Source organism: Luteibacter sp. (assembly GCF_036499525.1).
Classification (GTDB): Bacteria; Pseudomonadota; Gammaproteobacteria; order Xanthomonadales; family Rhodanobacteraceae; genus Luteibacter.
Genome location: NZ_DASYDO010000011.1, coordinates 15,073 through 32,856, shown reverse-complemented (window position 1 = coordinate 32,856; position 17,784 = coordinate 15,073). Strand labels below are relative to the sequence as shown.

14 protein-coding genes are annotated in these 17,784 nt (G+C 64.9%); 8 read left to right on the top strand and 6 right to left on the bottom strand.

The window, feature by feature from the left end; genetic code table 11:
- Nucleotides 1-4: 4 nt before the first annotated feature.
- Nucleotides 5-847, bottom strand: coding sequence for a methyltransferase (locus tag VGM71_RS01370; RefSeq protein WP_331541972.1), 843 nt, complete (start codon nt 845-847; stop codon nt 5-7).
- Nucleotides 848-950: 103 nt separating this feature from the next.
- On the opposite strand from VGM71_RS01370, the gene VGM71_RS01365 reads away from it, so the two are divergent.
- The 7 genes from VGM71_RS01365 (at nt 951) to VGM71_RS01335 (ending at nt 12,147) form a co-directional block, all read left to right on the top strand.
- Nucleotides 951-3,086, top strand: a complete 2,136-nt coding sequence (locus tag VGM71_RS01365) for a TonB-dependent receptor (protein ID WP_331541971.1) — start codon at nt 951-953, stop codon at nt 3,084-3,086.
- 103 nt (nt 3,087-3,189) lie between these two features.
- A complete protein-coding gene (locus VGM71_RS01360; RefSeq protein WP_331541969.1) occupies nt 3,190-3,633 on the top strand; it encodes a hypothetical protein in 444 nt (147 codons plus the stop codon).
- 73 nt (nt 3,634-3,706) lie between these two features.
- The gene (locus tag VGM71_RS01355) at nt 3,707-4,654 is read left to right on the top strand and encodes an aldo/keto reductase (RefSeq protein ID WP_331541968.1); all 948 of its coding nucleotides are present in this window, start codon (nt 3,707-3,709) and stop codon (nt 4,652-4,654) included.
- Nucleotides 4,655-4,709: 55 nt separating this feature from the next.
- The gene (gene ubiE / locus VGM71_RS01350; RefSeq protein WP_414675070.1) at nt 4,710-5,468 is read left to right on the top strand and encodes a bifunctional demethylmenaquinone methyltransferase/2-methoxy-6-polyprenyl-1,4-benzoquinol methylase UbiE; all 759 of its coding nucleotides are present in this window, start codon (nt 4,710-4,712) and stop codon (nt 5,466-5,468) included.
- Nucleotides 5,469-5,567: 99 nt separating this feature from the next.
- Complete coding sequence (locus tag VGM71_RS01345) at nt 5,568-9,209, top strand: dermonecrotic toxin domain-containing protein (protein ID WP_331541966.1); 3,642 nt, start codon at nt 5,568-5,570, stop codon at nt 9,207-9,209.
- 84 nt (nt 9,210-9,293) lie between these two features.
- Nucleotides 9,294-11,144: a M1 family metallopeptidase gene (locus VGM71_RS01340; RefSeq protein WP_331541964.1), complete on the top strand. Its 1,851-nt coding sequence runs from the start codon at nt 9,294-9,296 to the stop codon at nt 11,142-11,144.
- Between the two features lie 4 nt (nt 11,145-11,148).
- Nucleotides 11,149-12,147: an alpha/beta fold hydrolase gene (locus VGM71_RS01335; protein WP_331541963.1), complete on the top strand. Its 999-nt coding sequence runs from the start codon at nt 11,149-11,151 to the stop codon at nt 12,145-12,147.
- A gap of 288 nt (nt 12,148-12,435) precedes the next feature.
- On the opposite strand, the gene VGM71_RS01330 is transcribed toward VGM71_RS01335, so the two are convergent.
- The 4 genes from VGM71_RS01330 to ttcA all read right to left on the bottom strand — a co-directional run bounded on the left by VGM71_RS01330 (nt 12,436) and on the right by ttcA (nt 16,356).
- Nucleotides 12,436-13,203, bottom strand: coding sequence for a M48 family metallopeptidase (locus VGM71_RS01330; protein ID WP_331541962.1), 768 nt, complete (start codon nt 13,201-13,203; stop codon nt 12,436-12,438).
- Between the two features lie 71 nt (nt 13,204-13,274).
- A complete protein-coding gene (locus VGM71_RS01325) occupies nt 13,275-14,183 on the bottom strand; it encodes a recombination-associated protein RdgC (RefSeq protein ID WP_331541961.1) in 909 nt (302 codons plus the stop codon).
- Between the two features lie 76 nt (nt 14,184-14,259).
- Nucleotides 14,260-15,447, bottom strand: a complete 1,188-nt coding sequence (locus VGM71_RS01320; protein WP_331541960.1) for an amino acid aminotransferase — start codon at nt 15,445-15,447, stop codon at nt 14,260-14,262.
- Nucleotides 15,448-15,483: 36 nt separating this feature from the next.
- Nucleotides 15,484-16,356, bottom strand: a complete 873-nt coding sequence (ttcA, locus tag VGM71_RS01315; RefSeq protein ID WP_331541959.1) for a tRNA 2-thiocytidine(32) synthetase TtcA — start codon at nt 16,354-16,356, stop codon at nt 15,484-15,486.
- 98 nt (nt 16,357-16,454) lie between these two features.
- Here ttcA and VGM71_RS01310 point away from each other — a divergent pair, with 98 nt between their 5' ends.
- Nucleotides 16,455-16,661: a YdcH family protein gene (locus VGM71_RS01310; RefSeq protein WP_331541957.1), complete on the top strand. Its 207-nt coding sequence runs from the start codon at nt 16,455-16,457 to the stop codon at nt 16,659-16,661.
- Nucleotides 16,662-16,764: 103 nt separating this feature from the next.
- On the opposite strand, the gene VGM71_RS01305 is transcribed toward VGM71_RS01310, so the two are convergent.
- Complete coding sequence (locus tag VGM71_RS01305) at nt 16,765-17,784, bottom strand: HlyD family secretion protein (protein ID WP_331541956.1); 1,020 nt, start codon at nt 17,782-17,784, stop codon at nt 16,765-16,767.

Here is a 17,784-nt window from a genome sequence, read left to right as displayed (position 1 = left end):
GACCTTAGTGCGGTTTGACGAAGCGCAAGGTCATGCGGTCGGACTCGCCAATGGCCTGGTACCTGGCGTGGTCCTTGTCTTTCAGCGCGTAGGTGGGCGGCAAGGTCCACACGCCCTTCGGGTAATCCTTGGTGTCCTTCGGGTTGGCATTGACCTCGCTGGACCCGGCCAGCTTGAAGCCAGCGTCGGTGGCGAGCTTCACCACGTAGGCCGTGGGCAGGTAACCGGTGTCCTTGAGCTTGGCAGGGTCGGCACCCTCGGCGGCGCGGTGGTCTTCCACACCAAGCACGCCACCTGGGGCGAGCACGTCGAAGAATGCCTTGAACATCGCAGGCGCCGTGCCGTCGTCGGTCCAGTTATGCACGTTGCGGAAGGTCAGCACCATGTCGGCGGACCCCGGGGCGCCGAGGCTGGGCGCCTTCGGGTCGATGCTTTCCACCCGGGCCTTGCCGAAATGCGCAGCGTCGTTGGTGACGCGCGCCTTCAACGAGGTCATCTCCTTGCCTTCGCCCTGTCCGATCACCGCGGCAATGTAATGACCGTTGTCATTGAGCAGCGGCGCGAGGATTTCGGTGTACCAGCCGCCGCCCGGGGCGATCTCGATCACCGTCATGTCCGGACGCAGACCGAAGAAGGCGAGGGTCTGCTTCGGATGACGGTAGGTATCGCGTGCCTTGTTGGCGGGTGAGCGCCAGCTGCCGGCAATCACGGCATCAAGCTGGCCGGTGGTGAATTGCCCGGCGGAGGTTGGCGGTACGGCGGTGGCCGGCTGGTCTTCCGGCTGCGCAAAAACCTGCGGCGCGGCGGCGAGCGCGCAGACGGCGAAAACGGTGGCGAGTGTCTTCATGGCGATCCATCGGTGGGGGTGGGACGACAGCCGGCCTGCGGGGTGGGCCATCGTTAGGCAAAGGCATCATAATCGGTCTTCCCCCGGGGCAGGATCACCTTCCTTGAAGCGCATCACAATCCAGGCCGCCCTGGCGGCCTGCGGCATCGCCGGCATCGTCCATAGCATCGTCCATGCCGAGGAAACCACCCCGCCGGCACAGCGCCTGGAACCGGTGGTGGTCACCGCCACCCGCAGCGCGCAATCGCCCTACGACGTGGCGGCTACCATCAACGTGGTTCCGGCCCCGCCCGATGGCGCACTCAACGTGAACCTGTCAGAGATGCTCGGCAGCGTGCCCGGCATCCTTGCCCGCGACCGGCAGAACTACGCCCAGGACGAGCAGCTTTCCATCCGCGGCTTCGGTGCGCGATCGACCTTCGGCATCCGCGGCGTGCGCCTGTACACCGACGGCATCCCGGCCAGCATGCCTGACGGCCAGGGCCAGGTTTCCCATTTCAACCTGGGCTCGGCCGATCGGGTGGAAGTGCTGCGCGGTCCGTTTTCCGCGCTGTACGGCAATGCCTCGGGCGGTGTGGTGCAACTGTTTACCGCCGACGGCGCGCAGCCGGACGAGTTGCGCGCGGGCCTGGCCGGAGGCAGCAACGGCATGCTGCGAGCGGATGTCGGTGCGCGTGGCAAGGACGGCCCGGTCGACTACAACATCGACTACACCCACTTCCGAACCGATGGCTATCGCGACCACAGCGCGGCGCGGCGCGAATCGGGCAACGCCAAGCTCGGCTGGCAAATCGATGACGGCAAGCGCCTGACCCTGGTGCTGAACACGCTTGATGTTCCCTTCGCTCAGGATCCATTGGGCCTTACCCGCAGCCAATGGAAGGCCGATCCCAGCCAGGCGACCTCGGTGGCGAGTACCTACGACACGCGCAAGACGGTAAACCAGACCCAGGGTGGCCTGGTGTTCGACGATACGCTGGACGAACACAACAGCCTGCGGGTAATGGGCTATTACGGCGACCGCAATGTGCTGCAGTACCTGTCCATCCCCAAGGCCACGCAAGCCAGCCAGCCGGGGAACTCCGGTGGCATGGTGGATCTTTCCAATGAATACGGCGGCGGCGATGCGCGCTGGACATGGTCGGGCGACCTCGCCGGCCGGCCGTTTGAGCTTGCCACCGGCGCCACCTACGATAACCAGCACCAGCACCGCACCGGCTACAACAACTACGTGGGCGACATCCTTGGCGTACGTGGCGACCTGCGCCGCGACGAGATCGACCGTGTGTTCGACTTCGACCAGTACGTCCAGGCCACGTGGAAGCTTGCTGACCGCTGGACGGTGATGGGTGGCATCCGCCACTCCCAGGTGAAGTTCAACTCCGACGATCGCTACATCCGCGCAGGCAATCCCGACGACAGCGGCTCGAAGGACTACAGCGCAACCACGCCCGTGGCAGGCCTGATGTTCAATGTCAGTCCGTCGGTGCACCTTTACGCCAACTACGGTAAGGGCTTCGAGACACCCACGTTTTCAGAACTTGGATACCGCAACGACGGAGGCCCGGGCCTGGCCTTCAACCTGCAGCCGGTTCACACCCGTAGCACCGAGGTGGGTGTCAAGCTGCGGCCCTCCGAAGGCACGCGCGCGGAGTTCACTGTGTTCCGCTCCGACAGCCAGGACGAACTGGCCGTGGCGACGAACCTGGGCGGCCGTACTACGTATCAGAACATCGACCGCTCGCGCCGGCAGGGCTTTGAAGCCTCGCTCTCCAGCCAGCTGGCCGACCGCCTGACGCTCAACCTGGCCTATACGCGCGTGCAGGCGACCTTCCGTTCACCGTTCCTGACCTGCGTCGTCGCCGGCTGCTCAAGCCCGGACACCCCCGTCGCCGCGGGCACAGGCATTCCCGGTGTGCCGGGAAGCTACGCGTATGCCGCCCTGGCCTGGGGTGCCGATACCGGCTGGCAGTTCGGCGCGGACGCCACCTATAACGACAAGACGCCTGTGAATGACACCAACAGCGAATACGCACCGGCTTATACAACCGTGGGTGTATCCGGCGGCTACGTGATCGATCGCCAGCATTGGCGCATCCATGGCTTCGCTCGCGTCGACAACGCCTTCGACCGCACCTACGTCGGCTCGGTGATCGTCAACGACGGCAATGGGCGCTACTACGAGCCTGCACCAGGCCGCACGTTTCTGGTCGGCATCGACTTGCGTTGGCGCGATTGAACACGATGGTCGATATTTTGCGGCAGTGACATCATCCGAGCTTCATCCTTGGGCGCCGTCAGCTTGACGAGGCAACAACCTCACCCAAGGAGCACTAACGATCATGACATTTTCCCCCGCATCCATCGCCGTGGCCGCCATCGCGTTGGCGACGGCGATCTCCCCCGCCATGGCCACGCCTTCAATGGCCCCTCGCTATTTTGCTTTCGAGGCGAGTGGTGCCCCGACGCGTCAGCCGCATGAATTCATTGTTGAGATTGACGATCCTGTTACTGCCGCGCTGGCCGAGGACATCCTTCTGGGACATGAACGCAGTACCACGCGCATCAGGGGCATCGTCATCAAGGGCCGAACCGATTACAACGAGTCATGGCCCTTCCACCTCGATCCGACATCGATCCGGTTCTTTTCAAACTCGACCGAAGTTTGCGATGCCTCGTCGCTATATGTCGAAGAAAACCTCAGCCGGGTGGGTACAGGTTTCCTGCCCGACCATGAATGGTGCCCCTGGAGCACGCGCCTGACTCGCGAGGTGAAATACCCATAAATTCACCGGTGCATACGCCGCCTCGACCTCTCAGATGGCAAGATAACCGCTTGTCTTCTGCGAGGAATGCCCCATGAACAAGCGCAAGCTCGGCCAGTCGATGCTGGAAGTCGCGCCGCTCGCTTTCGGTGGCAACGTGTTTGGCTGGAGCGCAGATGAAAAACAGTCGTTCGCCTTGCTGGACGCGTTCGTCGACCACGGTTTCAACCTGATCGACACCGCGGACGCCTATTCGGCCTGGGTGCCGGGCAACAAGGGCGGCGAGTCGGAAGCGATCATCGGCAAGTGGCTGAAGACCAGCGGCAAGCGCGACAAGGTGTTGATCGCCACCAAAGTGGCCAAGTGGCAGCAACACCCGGGGCTTTCGCCGATCAACATCAACGAGGCAGCGGATGATTCCCTGCGCCGCCTGGGCGTGGACCACATCGACCTCTACCAGGCCCACGAGGACGACCCGAAGACCCCGTTGGCCGAGACCCTGCACGCCTTCGCCGGACTGATCCAGAACGGCAAGGTGCGCGTGATCGGTGCCTCGAACTACAGCGCCGAGCGCTTCGCCGATGCGCTGAAAACCTCGCAGTCCGAAGGCTTGCCGCGCTACGAATCGATGCAGCCGGAGTACAACCTGATGGATCGCAAGGCCTACGAGGACCACATCGAACCGGTGATCCTGAAAGAAAGCGTGGGCGTGATCAGCTATTACTCGCTGGCCAGCGGCTTCCTGACTGGCAAGTATCGTAGCGAGGCGGACCTGGCCAAGAGCGCCGCCCGCGGTGGCTCGGTGAAGAAGTATCTCAATGCCCGAGGCAAGAAGGTGCTCGACGCGCTCGACGAGGTCGCCGGCCGGCACAACAGCAAGCCGGCGCAGGTAGCCCTGGCCTGGCTGATGGCCCGCCCTGGCATCACCGCGCCCATCGCCAGCGCCACCACCGTTGAGCAGCTAGGCGAAATCGCCCGCGCGGCGGAGCTTGAGCTCTCCACTGACGACATCAGCCTGCTGGACCAGGCCAGTACCGCTTAAGGCCACGGCCGGCCTTCACCCTGGCCGCGGGGCCGTATCGGTTACCATGCACGGCATGACTGAGCCGACCCCGCCCCCGACCACCCATTTCGGTTTCCGCGACGTTCCCGTCGCCGAGAAACAAGCCCTCGTCGGCCAGGTGTTCACCTCGGTCGCGCGCAGCTACGACCTGATGAACGACCTCATGTCGTTCGGCATCCATCGCCTGTGGAAGCGGCATTTCGTGGCCGTCAGCGGCGTGCGCCGCGGCGATCGCGTGCTCGACCTCGCCGGCGGCACGGGCGACATCGCCGCGTTGCTGAAGCCGGTGGTCGGCGAGGAAGGCGAGGTGGTGGTTGGCGACATCAATGCGGCCATGCTCGGCGTCGGCCGCGACCGCCTCACCGATCGCGGCCTCGTCTCGGGCCTGCGCTGGGCGCAGATGAACGCCGAGACGCTGCCGTTCCCGGACAACAGCTTCGACGCCGTCACCATCGCCTTCGGCCTGCGCAACGTTACCGACAAGGACAAGGCACTGGCGGACATGCACCGCATCCTCAAGCCAGGTGGCCGCGCGCTGGTACTGGAATTCTCGAAGGTACAGAGCCCGATGTTGTCGAAGCTCTACGACGTGCACTCGTTCAGGATCCTGCCGCGCCTCGGCCGCCTGTTTGCGAACGACGCCGACAGCTACCAGTACCTCGCCGAGTCGATCCGCAAGCACCCCGACCAGGAAGCGCTGAAGGGCATGATGCTCGAAGCGGGCTTCGGGCACGTGGAAGTGCGCAACCTCTCGAACGGCATCGTCGCGATCCATCGGGCCTACAAGTTGTAGCGACGGAACCTACGATCTGTCATCCGGGGCGTCGACAGACGTTCCGTTCACCCGCACCTAACCTTGGCGTTCCTCCAACGCCAAGGATTGCCTTTGGACATGCTCCCCCCGCAGGCGCCCCCTGCACACGTCTCCCACGCCAACCAGGCTGCCATCGATTCCCTCCAGCGCCTGGCCGATACCCAGCGCTGGCTGGCCCGGCAGCAAGACGCCCTGCCCGACCTGCCTCCAGCCGTCGACGGACGTAACGCTTTCCTCGACGAACTCGATGCCTTCTGGGAAGCCTCCATTGAACATGCGCCGGGGAAACCGCTCGTGTCGCGTCGGCAAGCCTTCGCCCTGCGCCTGGCCCAGACCATTCGCGACGATGCCGCGCTGCGTGGCAACGACGGCACGCTCGCCGATGCGGCCGTCGAACTGATCGGTGCCATCGCCCTGCATCCTGGCGGCCCGCTGCCGGGTCACCTGCATGCGCGGGAACTGCTCTTCGGCGCTGTGCCCTACGCCGGCGCCCTCGTGCTCCAGGACGATCGCCAGCCGGAGCGCATCCTGCTCTTCACCGTCGAGGCGGGTTGGCAGGTTTTCGACTCGCTCGACATCCTGTATCGCGACGTCGAACTGCAGATGCGCGCGCAACTCGTCCATCGTGACGAATTGCCCGGCATCGCGTCGCACGACATCGAAACGGTCATCGGCACGCACTTCCTCGATACCCGCCCTATAGACCGCGATATCTTCGACACCCTGGCCCGCCGCCTCGGTGCGCGCATGCGCGAACGAGCCCTGCTTGCCTGGAACCTCGCCTCCACCCTCGAGGAACTGCACGAGGCACTCCATCCCGCGCTCGACCTGCATGCGCTGCTCGATGTGCATGCCATCGTGCGTCACCGCGACCTTGCCCTGGCCGCCAGGCTGGCCGAGGAACGACTGGCCGGCCAGCCAGCGAAAGTTGCCGACCATTGGCGCCGGGCGGCTACCGACTACCGCGATAGCTGGATTGGAGCAGACCATCCCGATCTTCGCGCGCCGCTTTCGCTGGCGGCTTTTGCCAACGACGCCCTGGCGACTGCGCTGCGCAAGCGCGGCATCGACGTGCCGCCACACGAACTGCGCGTGCGCCTCACCCGCCGCACACTGGAAAATCCCGTCGCGACCGCCATCTCCGGTTTTTCGTTCGAAGATATGTCCCTGGCCGAGTTGGCGTTCCGTAACATCGGCGCCTTGCCAGCCGAGAGCCTGAGCGTGGTTTATGCCGATGGCTCGCCGCGACCCGGCGTTCCGGCACAGGCCCTGCGTGACATCGTCCGCGACCTCGACCTGCCCAACGGCTATGCGCGGCATCTCGACGACGCCCTGGGTAAATCGCCCGCGGGGCTGGCACAACGCAAGGCGATCAACGACGTGCAAAGCGCACGCATGCGCCTCGAAGCCGCCGATGCCCGCTTGTCCTTTTATGACACCTCGGAACCGCGCTCCTTCCTGCCCGACCGCGAAGAACGCGGATTCCTGTGGGCGCAGGCAGTCCTGGACCATCCCTATCCCGCCGGTCGCGCACGTATCGGCGGCCACGAGATAGTCGTCCACCAACTCACCTACGGCGGCGCGCCGCTGGCCGGAGTATTCCTGCTAAGCGCACGCCAAAGCGAGGCGGTCTCCCGCGTCGTCCTCTACACCCCCGATGCCCCCGACGGCATCGCCTTCCGTGAGTTCGGTGACCGCGCCGAACTCACTCGCGACTTCATCGTCAATCCGTCCTTCAAGACTTACCTCCTCGACCGCCTACCGGCGGCATTCACCGAATTCGACGCTCTCGGCCAGCGCCACTTCAAGCTCACTCGCCTCAATGGCAACCGCACGCCCAGCTGGGTCTTCAGCCTCCCCCAATGTGCCCCGACCAGGTGCACCGAGCTCGCCGAGCGCTTCCAGGAGCGTGAGGTCGCCACCTCCTTCCTCGACGCCGGCTACGACACCGCCATCGCGCTGGCCAAGCGCAACGCGAACGACCTTACCCGCTCCACGCTGGCGGCCGACACCAGCGGCGCATGGGATGTGTTCTGGGGTTGGAACCTGCCCGTCCAAGTGGGCAAGGAACTCGTCACCGGCATGGTCCAGAGCATCCCGCGCGCAGCAAATTCCGCGTGGCGCGTCTACGACGACGTGAAGGCCGGCGATGCCACGGGCGCCTTCCTCGCCTTTGTAGACGGGTATACCTCGGCACTGAACGTCCTGCCGTTCTATACGCAGGTACCCGCGCTAGCCGGCGCCCGCGTGCGCGTCGCGACGGGTTCGAGCAGGCTCGCCACCAACGCCCGCCCCGTGCCGGCGCCCGACACGCTCTTCGAGTCGCGCTTCCTCGCCCGCGGTGTTACCGCCCCGGCCCGCGAACCTGCCTTGGGCGTCTTCACCATGGGTGCCGACCGCTACATCCGCCAGGCAGGCAAGCTCTATCAGGTGCGTTTCGACTCTGCCATCAATGGCTGGCGCCTCACCCGTCCAAACGTACTCGACACCCACTTCACGGGCCCGGCCATCGAGCGTCTCGCCAACGGCCAATGGCACTTCCGGAAAGTCGGACTTTCGGGCGGCTCCGGCAGGCCGCAACTTCATGAGACCGTCCGGATTCTTAGGGACGGTACGCCGCGAAACCCGGCCGTGGCCGCCCTGACGGTCGCCCAACGCAAGTGCCTTACGAATGAATTGTCCGCCCGTCTTCCGGAAAGCGAATTCGCCCTTACGCTACGGACCATGATCGACCGCGGCCCTGGCGATGACATCGCCCTGTCATCCTCGCAACTGCGCGCCTGGGAGCTTTCGCTCGAGGAAGCCAGACGCCTACCGGCGAGTGCCACGGCCACGGCGCAACCCATCGATTTCTCGGTGCGGCCGGGATCAAGCAGTGGAGCGGGGACCAGCACCGCCGGGGCGCAAGCCGGCAGCACGGGCACCAGTACGCCGTACCCATTCTCCGCATACACAACCTTTACTCACCGGAATCTGCGGCGAGCCGGCCAGCAACTGCTGGATAACGCGCGGGTAAATCCGGCCCTTATTCCGCTCACGGTCGAACAGCGCGCGGTGCTGATCGAATCGCTCCATGCCAGTCTTCCGTTCTACGAATACGTTTTCGTCCTGCGAAGCATGGTCGACCGCATTCCACGCCCGGGCGTTCTGTCGCCGGCGCAATTACTTGCCTGGGACTCAGCGCTTGACACGGCCAGGCGAACACCAGCCAGTACCGCCCCCGCGACGACCGCCGGCACCCAGACGCTCGCGATCGGCAGGATCCAAACTATTTCGTCCCCGCCAATAGCCGGCCTGGTGACGACACAGGTCGCCCGGCAGTGGCCAGCGGAGGTTTACGCGTACGTCCCCGCCCACACTGTCAGGATGGGGACGGGAAATAGTGTGCTGTTACCGTCCCTGCGGCTCGATCTCGCTACCGACGGCATCCCCGTGACCACTTTGCCGCCCGTGACACCCATGACCTCGGTGCCGTCCGGATTGTTTCCCTTGCTGCCTCGTCAGGCAGGAGCGTCAGCCAATACCAATCTCGGCAGCGTGTACGGCGGCTGGATTCGCATCAACTTGAATCAACTATCCATGCGGCCGATCGTTTCGGCCAGCTCACCATCCGTCCAGTTGCTCGAGGTGGCCGGCAGCGGAGGAACGGGGTTCGTCCTGCGTATGAACGGCCCGTTTATATTGAATGGCAGCGAATTTACAGTGGGTTACATCCAATGACCGGTCAATGCCCCGGGCGACGTTCGCGATCCGGCATGGGGGCCGCGGTGGCATACTGCCCGCTTCTTCCACCGGAACCATGCCATGCGCCTGCTGCCCGTCGTTGCCCTCACCATGGCGTACCCCGTCGTGGCGTTCGCGGCCGATCCGCATTCCTATGCTCAGCCGGACGCTGTTCGCGTCACCCACCTGGACCTCGACCTGAAGCTGGACTTCGGCAAGCGCGAGCTTGCAGGCAACGCCACGTTGAAGCTCGACTGGAAGGATGCCAAGGCGAAGGACCTGGTCCTCGACACGCGCGACCTGAAGATCGACGGCGTCGAAGCGGTCGACGCATCCGGCAAGGGTACGCCGCTGACCTTCGCGCTCGCCCCGCGCGACAAGGAGCTCGGCTCGAAGCTGACCATCGTGGCCCCGGCCCACCCGGCCGCGGTGCGGATCGCTTACGCGACCGTCCCTGAAGCGTCCGGCCTGCAGTGGCTCACGCCGGAGCAGACCGCGGACAAGAAGCAGCCCTTCATGTTCTCGCAGTCGGAATCGATCCACGCGCGCTCCTGGGTGCCGCTGCAGGATTCGCCGGCGATCCGCTTCACCTACGACGCGCATGTCAGCGCGCCGAAGGACGTCCGCGTGGTCATGAGCGCCATCAACGATGCGAAGCATCCCCTGGACGGCGACTTCTCCTTCGACCAGCCGCATCCGATTCCCTCGTACCTGCTCGCGATCGCCGCTGGCGACATCGCGGTGAAGGAAACCGGCCCGCGTAGCGCTGTCTACGCCGAGCCCAGCGTCGCCGGCAAGGCGGCGCACGAGTTCGAAGACACCGAAAAGCTGATCGCCACTACCGAAAAGCTCTACGGGCCGTATGCATGGGGCCGCTACGACATCCTCGTGCTCCCGCCTTCGTTCCCGTTCGGCGGCATGGAAAACCCGAACATGACCTTCGCCACGCCCACCGTGCTGGTAGGCGACAAGAGCCTGGTCTCGCTGGTGTCGCATGAACTGGCGCATTCCTGGTCTGGCAACCTGGTAACCAGCGCCGCGTGGCGCGACATCTGGTTGAACGAGGGCTTCACCACCTACGTGCAGGGCCGCATCACCGAGGCCGTGTACGGCAAGGCACTGGCCGACGAAGAAGCGCTGCTGTCGGCGCGCGCGCTGCAGAAGTCGATCGGACAAATGCCCGCGAACGTGCAGAAGCTCACCCCCGATCCGCGCGGCGCCGGTGCCGATGACGCGCTCTCGGACGTTGCGTACGACAAGGGCTCATGGTTCCTGCGCACGCTCGAATTGCGTTTCGGTCGCGACACATTCGATACCTACCTGAAGGGCTACTTCGCCCACTTCGCCTTCCAGAGCATCGACACCGACACGATGTTCGCGTACCTCAAGGCCAATCTCCTGGACAAGTATCCGGGCAAGATGAGCGAAGCCGAGGCCCGCGCATGGATCTGGCAGCCGGGTATCCCGAAAGATGCCCCGCTGCCTTCGTCGCCGCGTTTCGACGCCATCGACAAGGAGCGCACGAATTTCCTCGCCGGCAAACTCGACGCCGGCAAGCTCGATGCGAAGGGCTGGAACACCCAGGAGTGGATGTACTTCCTCGACCGCCTGCCCGATGTGACCCCGCTGCCGAAGATCAAGGACATCGATGCGGCCTGGCACCTCACCGGCACGCCCAACGCCGAGATCGGCATGCGCTGGTATGCGCACGCCATCGCCGCAGGCGACAAGGACGTGTGGACGGCTGCTGCCGAGCACATGACGCGCATCGGCCGGCTGTACCTCACCACGCCGGTGTACCGTGCTTTTGCCCGCACGCCTGAAGGTCTGGCCTTCGCGAAGGAAACCTATGCGAAGGCGAAGGCCGGCTACCACCCGATGACCCAACAGGCGGTGGAACGCATCCTCGCCGGCAAGTCCAAGAAGAAGTAAAAGCATGGCCAGGAATCCCAAGCTCGTCACTCCCGATAACCGCCCCCTCTGGCAACGGCTGTTGCTACGCCGGCTGAAATTCCTTGTCGTGGTGGCGGTGGTGCTGGGCCTGGGAGCGGGCCTGGTGTACTTCCTCGCTCCAGCGCTGCTGCTCAAGGCGGATGCCACGAGGCTGGCGATGTCGGCGCACCTCGAAAAGAAGACCGTCGCCGCCGGCGATACGACCTGGTCGTATTACGAAGGCGGCGATGGTCCCACCATCATGCTGCTGCATGGATTTGCCGCGAACAAGGAAACCTGGCTGGAAATGGCCAAGGGCCTCACCGACCATTTCCACGTGGTGATTCCCGACCTGCCCGGCTGGGGCGAATCTTCCCGGCATGACGACGGCGACTACGGCATCCCCGCACAGGCCGAACGCCTGGAGAGCTTCGCCACCGCCATCGGGGCACAGCGCTTCCTCCTGGTCGGACAATCGATGGGCGGTGCGATCGCTGGCATCTATGCCGACAAGCATCCGGAGCGCGTCGCCAGCCTCGTGTTGATGAGTTCACTCGGGCTCACGTTCAAGGAGAACGCGTTCGTTCGCCAGGTGAAGGCGGGGAACAACCCCTTCGTCTACCACGACCGTGCAGGGCTCGAGGCGCTGCTCGCGCGCATCTTCGTCAAGCCGCCGCATATTCCGGGGCGGCTCGAAGACGCGTTGATCGCGCGCAACCAGAAGGACCAGGCCTTCATCGAGCGCACGTTCGACGAACTGAAGGAGCCCGCGCAGGCGTATTCGCTCGATCCGGTCATCGGCAAGCTGTCGATGCCGGTGCTTGGTCTGTGGTGCCACGACGACAAGATCATCGACGTGTCGGCGCTGGATACGCTGCGCGCCGGCCTGAAGAGCTCGCCGTCCATCGGCGCCACCGTCATGAACGGCTGCAACCACATGCCGATGCTGGAGAAGCCGGTGGAAACCGCACGGATCATCACGGGCTTCGCGCTGGCGCATTGATATTCGCGCAGGGCACGCCGTTTCGCGCAGGGCACGCTGTTGTAGGAGCGCGCCTGCGCGCGACATGTTTTGAGGCCGAGCCTGGAAGCTGGCGCGTATACATGACGACAGAGGCGAAAAGCTGTCGCGCGCAAGGCGCGCTCCTACAAAGTCGGTGGCCATTCGCTACTCCAGCGTCGATGCGTAGGAGCGCGCCCTGCGCGCGACAGCCTTTGAGGCGGTGAGAGGCAGGACCTGTTGCTCTTCGCGAAAAGCTGTCGCGCGCAGGGCGCGCTCCTACGAAGCCGATCAGTCGGCCACGTCGGCGATCAACCTGTCGAGCTGACGCTTCAAACCGCTGCCGTTCGCGCGCAGCCATGCGCGTTGTTCCTTGTAGTCGGGGAACACGCTTTCCACCCAATGCCAGAAGCGCGGCGAATGATTGCGCACCTTCAGGTGACAGAGCTCGTGCACCAGCACGTAACGCAACGCTGCGGGCGGTGCGAGCGCCAACGCCAGGTCGAGGTTGATCCTGTCGCGTGTATCCAGGCTGCCCCATAGGCTCTTCAGCGGTCGGATACGCAAGGCCGTGGGCGCGGCGTTGACCTGCGGAATGTAAGCGGGAAGCCAGCGCGAAACGTCGCGGCGGATCTGCGCCTCGAAGTGGGTGGCCAACAGGCCACGCGCGACCAGAAGCGCGCGCGTATGCGGACGCGGGATGCTGAGCACCAGGGCACCCGCCTCGTGATCCACGCGCGGATACGTACCTTCGGCCCAATCGAGCACGATGTCCTCGCCACGAAAGGGAAACGTGGTGGGTACGCCGACGCGCAAGGGTGGCAGCGGCACGGCGTCCAGATGGAACTCGCCCAGCTTCTGCTCGAGCCAGTCTGCATGGTGGCGCAGGAAGGCCGTGATCTGCGCCACGTGGGTGCCGTTCGGATAGGTAAGCCGGGCGCCTTTGGGCGTTACCGTGAGGCGCAGGCGGCGCGCACGCGGATGCGCCGCCTTCAGCACCCGTATGGTGCCTCCGGTGGGAGTCGCCAGTTCCAGCCAGTCGCCGTCTTCCGATGCCATGTCGCGAGTCTCGTATCGATCCCGACGAACATTCCACGAACCCGTATCAATGCCTGCGACGCCTTCGTCCGTCACTCCGGCCGCGGCAGCTTGAACCATTCTTCCAACTTGCCCAGCAGGCGCTCGTACTCCAGCGCCATGAGGGCGAAATTCGCATCCATTTCCGCCGCGGCGGACTCCGGGCTGTCGGCCTGTTCGTCCAGCACCACGTCGGTGAACTTGATTTTACGCAGGATCAGGTCCTCTCCGAGCACGAAGGAGATGCGGTCGTCGAAGACCAAACCCAACTGGAACACCTGTTTTCCCGTGCGTAGGTGCTCTCGAATCTCATCGGTGTCGAGATCCTGGCGGCGGCAGCGCGCGATGGCGCCGGAAGCCGTGGCAGGGTCCCGCAGTTCGCACTCGTCACCCAGCGCCAGACCAGCCGGCAGCTCGCCCGTGGCCACCCAATGGGTCATGAGGAGCCGGGGCGATTCTTCCGGGGCCAAGGGCACCGCCGGGAAGCTGCCCAAGGCCTCGCGTACCTGGCTCAGAGTATTTTCCGCCGACTTTCGGCTGGACGTATCCAGCACCAGCCATCCGTTTTTCCGGTCCGCATAGGCTTTCATGCGCGAACTGCGCACGAAAGCGCGCGGCAGAAGCTCGTTCATCACGTCGTCCTTGATTTTCTTGCGCTCGCGGCCGCTCACCTTGCGACCTTCTTCTTCCGCGATCTTCTGCACTCGGTTGGCCAGTTCGTCGTTGACCACCGACGACGGCAGGAGCTTATCCTCGCTCCCCACCGTGACCATCGTGTTGCGACCGACAACGTGGGTCAGGCCCTCCTCGTTGCGCCCGAGTGGAGAAACAAAACCGCGAGTCGTCAACTCCATGGGGCCCACCGGGCGCAGCCTGTGCTCGGGCAGCACCTCGTCGAGGCGTTCCAGGTCGGCGGCGACAGGTTGGGAAAAGCGGAACAGCGTCAGGTTGCGAAAGAACATGTATCGAAGAATCCCATGCAAAAGAAGAGCCATGGCGGCCGCATATGCAGCCGCCGGCGAAGGGGGTCCGGAAGATTTACACGACGCGGGCGATGGCTTCGGCCACGCGTTCGATGTTGCCCTCGTTGAGCGCCGCGACGCAGATGCGTCCCGTACTTACGGCATAGATGCCGAATTCCGCACGCAGGCGCTCTACCTGCGTCGCCGACAGGCCGGAATATGAAAACATGCCGCGCTGCCGCTCGATGAAGGCGAAATCGCCGACTTTCGACAGGCGCTCGGTGAGGCTGCGGCGCATCAGGCGGATGCGCTCGCGCATCTCGCCCAGCTCGGCTTCCCACATCGCGCGCAGGTCGTCGTGATTGAGCACGGCGGAGACCACGGCCGCGCCATGCGTCGGCGGATTGGAATAGTTGGTGCGGATCACGCGCTTCAACTGCGACTGCACGCGCACCGCTTCGTCGTGCGATGCGGTGACGATCGACAACGCGCCCACGCGCTCGCCATACAGCGAGAACGATTTCGAGAAGGAACTGGCAACGAGGAACGGCACCTCCGCCGCGGCGAACAGGCGCACCGCCTCGGCATCGGCCTCGATGCCGTCACCGAAACCCTGGTAGGCGATGTCGAGCAATGGCACCAGGCCGCGTTCGCGCACGACCGACACCACGCGCGTCCAGTCGCCGGTGGTGAGATCGACGCCCGTCGGGTTATGGCAGCAGGCATGCAGCACGACGATCGCGCCGGCTGGCAGCTTCGCCATGCCGGCGAGCATGCCTTCCACATCCACCCCGTGGGTGGCGGCGTCGTAATACGGGTATTCCAGCACCTGGAAGCCGGCGCTCTCGAACAGCGCGCGGTGGTTTTCCCAGCTGGGCGTGCTGATCGCCACCGGCACCGACGGGTTCAGGCGCTTGAGAAAATCCGCGCCGACTTTCAGCGCACCGGTACCACCGAGTGACTGTGCCGTGACAACGCGGCGATCGGCAAGCAGGGGCGAATCGTCACCGAACAGCAGTCTCTGCACGGCCAGGTCGTAAAGGGCGATGCCGTCGATCGGCAGGTAGCCACGCGGCAGCGCCGCTTCCACGCGCGCTTTCTCGGCCTCGCGCACGGCACGCAGCAGGGGTACGTGCCCGTTCGCGTCGTAGTACACGCCGACACCGAGGTTGACCTTGTCGGTGCGGCTATCGGCACCGAACGCCTCGTTGAGGCCGAGGATCGGATCGCGCGGGGCGAGTTCGACGGAGGAGAACAGGGTCATGGTCGGCAGGCCTTGAAGCATGTGTAAAGGGAGGAATCAGTCGTTATCGTCGACGGCGTCGCCGCCGGCAAGCCAGGTGTGCGCGTCCGCGCGCGGTGCGCCTTCCCGAGCGCCGAGGGACACGAAATCGAACAGGTGGCGATCGGTGAGCTGCGAGGGCGCGATATTGCCCATGGCACGGAAGATCGTCTCGCTGCGGCCCGGATGCGATTTTTCCCAGTCGGCGAGCATGCGCTTGACGACCTTGCGCTGCATGTTCTCCTGCGAGCCGCAGAGGTTGCACGGGATGATCGGGAATTGCCTGGCTTCCGCATAGGCCGCGATGTCGTCCTCGCGGCAGTAGGCGAGCGGACGGATCACCACGTGGCGGCCATCGTCCGACAGCAGTTTCGGCGGCATCGCCTTCAGGCTGCCCTGGTAGAACATGTTCAGGAAGAAGGTACCCAGGATGTCGTCGCGGTGGTGCCCAAGGGCGATGCGCGTGACGCCGTTATCCGCGGCCCATTGGTACAGCGCGCCACGGCGCATGCGCGAACACAGGCTGCACATCGTCTTGCCCTGCGGGATGACCCGCGTGACGACGCTGTACGTATCCTGTTCGATGATGTGGAACGGCACACCGCGCGCGGTCAGGTATTCCGGCAGCACGTGCTCCGGGAAATCCGGCTGCTTCTGGTCGAGGTTCACCGCGATCAGTTCGAAGCGCACGGGCGCCTTCGCCTGCAGCGAAAGCAGCATCTCCAGCAATGTGTACGAGTCCTTGCCACCGGAAAGGCACACCATCACCTTGTCGCCGTCCTCGATCATGCCGTAGTCGGCGATTGCCTGGCCAACCTGGCGGCGCAGGCGCTTGGCCAGCTTGCCGGCTTCGAAGGTCTGCTTGCGGGTGGCGTCTTGGGTGGCGGACATGCTGCGGGAGGGACCTGGAGGGGAACCCTATTGTAGCCGCTGCGATGGCCCCCGCCCGGAGTTACAATCGTCCCTTCCCTCGCCGCCGGCCGAATGCGATGCAGGTTCAGGATCCCGCACAGCTTGCCCAGCGCCTCACCGAACTGAAGATGGAGCACCGCGACCTGGACGCGGCCATCGACCACCTGGCGGTCTCGATCAGCCGGGACGAGCTGCAACTCACCCGCCTGAAGAAGCGCAAGCTGCTCCTGAAAGACACCATCGCCCGGATCGAAAGCCGGCTGATCCCCGATCTGGACGCCTGAACCCGCCGATGACGCACGTTCGGCGGGAAAATGCCCACGTCGCGCGCCATCGGGAAACCCGGGACGAAACGCGAGGGCGTGCTGCGCGCCTGCAAGCGCGCCCCTACCGGGCCGCCACGGTGTCGTCGTGCGATGGCCGCACGATCAGCGTAGCCGTCATGCCCGCCGACAACACCGTGCCGGGAGGCAGGTGCGTGGTGTCGATCTTCACCCGCACCGGCACGCGCTGCGCGAGGCGCACCCAGTTGAAGGTGGGATTCACGTCGGCGAGCAGGTCGCTGCCGGTGGGGTTATCGGCATCCGTGATGCCATGGGCGATGCTTTCCACCGTGCCCTTCAGCTGCACGCCGCCGCTCATCAGGCGGATGTCCACCGGATCGCCCACGCGCAGGCCCGGCAGTTTCGTTTCCTCGAAATAGCCGTAGATCCAGTACGAATTTTGATCGATCAGTGCGAGGCGCGGCGTGCCTGCGCTCGCATAGTCGCCGATGCGCACGTCGAGATTGGTGACATAGCCGTCAACCGGCGCTAGCACGCGCGTGCGATCGAGGTTCAACTGCGCGGAAGCCAGTTCCACCTCGGCCTGCGCCACGGCGGCGAGGGCCTGCTGCTGCGCGGCACCGGCCTGCTTCGTGCCGGCCTGGGCCTGCTGCCATCCGGCGCGGGCCGCGTTCGCGGCAGCCGCGGCGTTCGCCTTGTCTTCCGCCGAGATCACATTGTTGATGAGCTTCTGCCGTCGCTCGGACTGCGCCTCGTACATCTCGTAGTTCGAACGGCTCTGCTGCGCACCCGCGAAGGCGGCGTTGATGTTTGCACCGGCGGCGCGCGCAGCGGCCTCGGCCGCGTTGAGGTTCGCCTTCGCCTGGGCGACGGCGTTCTCATAGCGCGCCTGGTCGACGACGAAGAGCAGGTCGCCCTTCTTCACGGCCTGGTTGTCGACCACGCACACGCCGGTGACGATACCCGCCACGTCGGGCGCGATGCGCACGATCTCGGCGCGCACACGGCCATCGCGTGTCCACGGCGAATACATGTAGTGCTTCCACAACGCATGCCCGACCACGGCAGCGACGATCACGACGGCAGCGGTGACGGCGAAGCGGACAAGGGTGGCGAGTTTCAT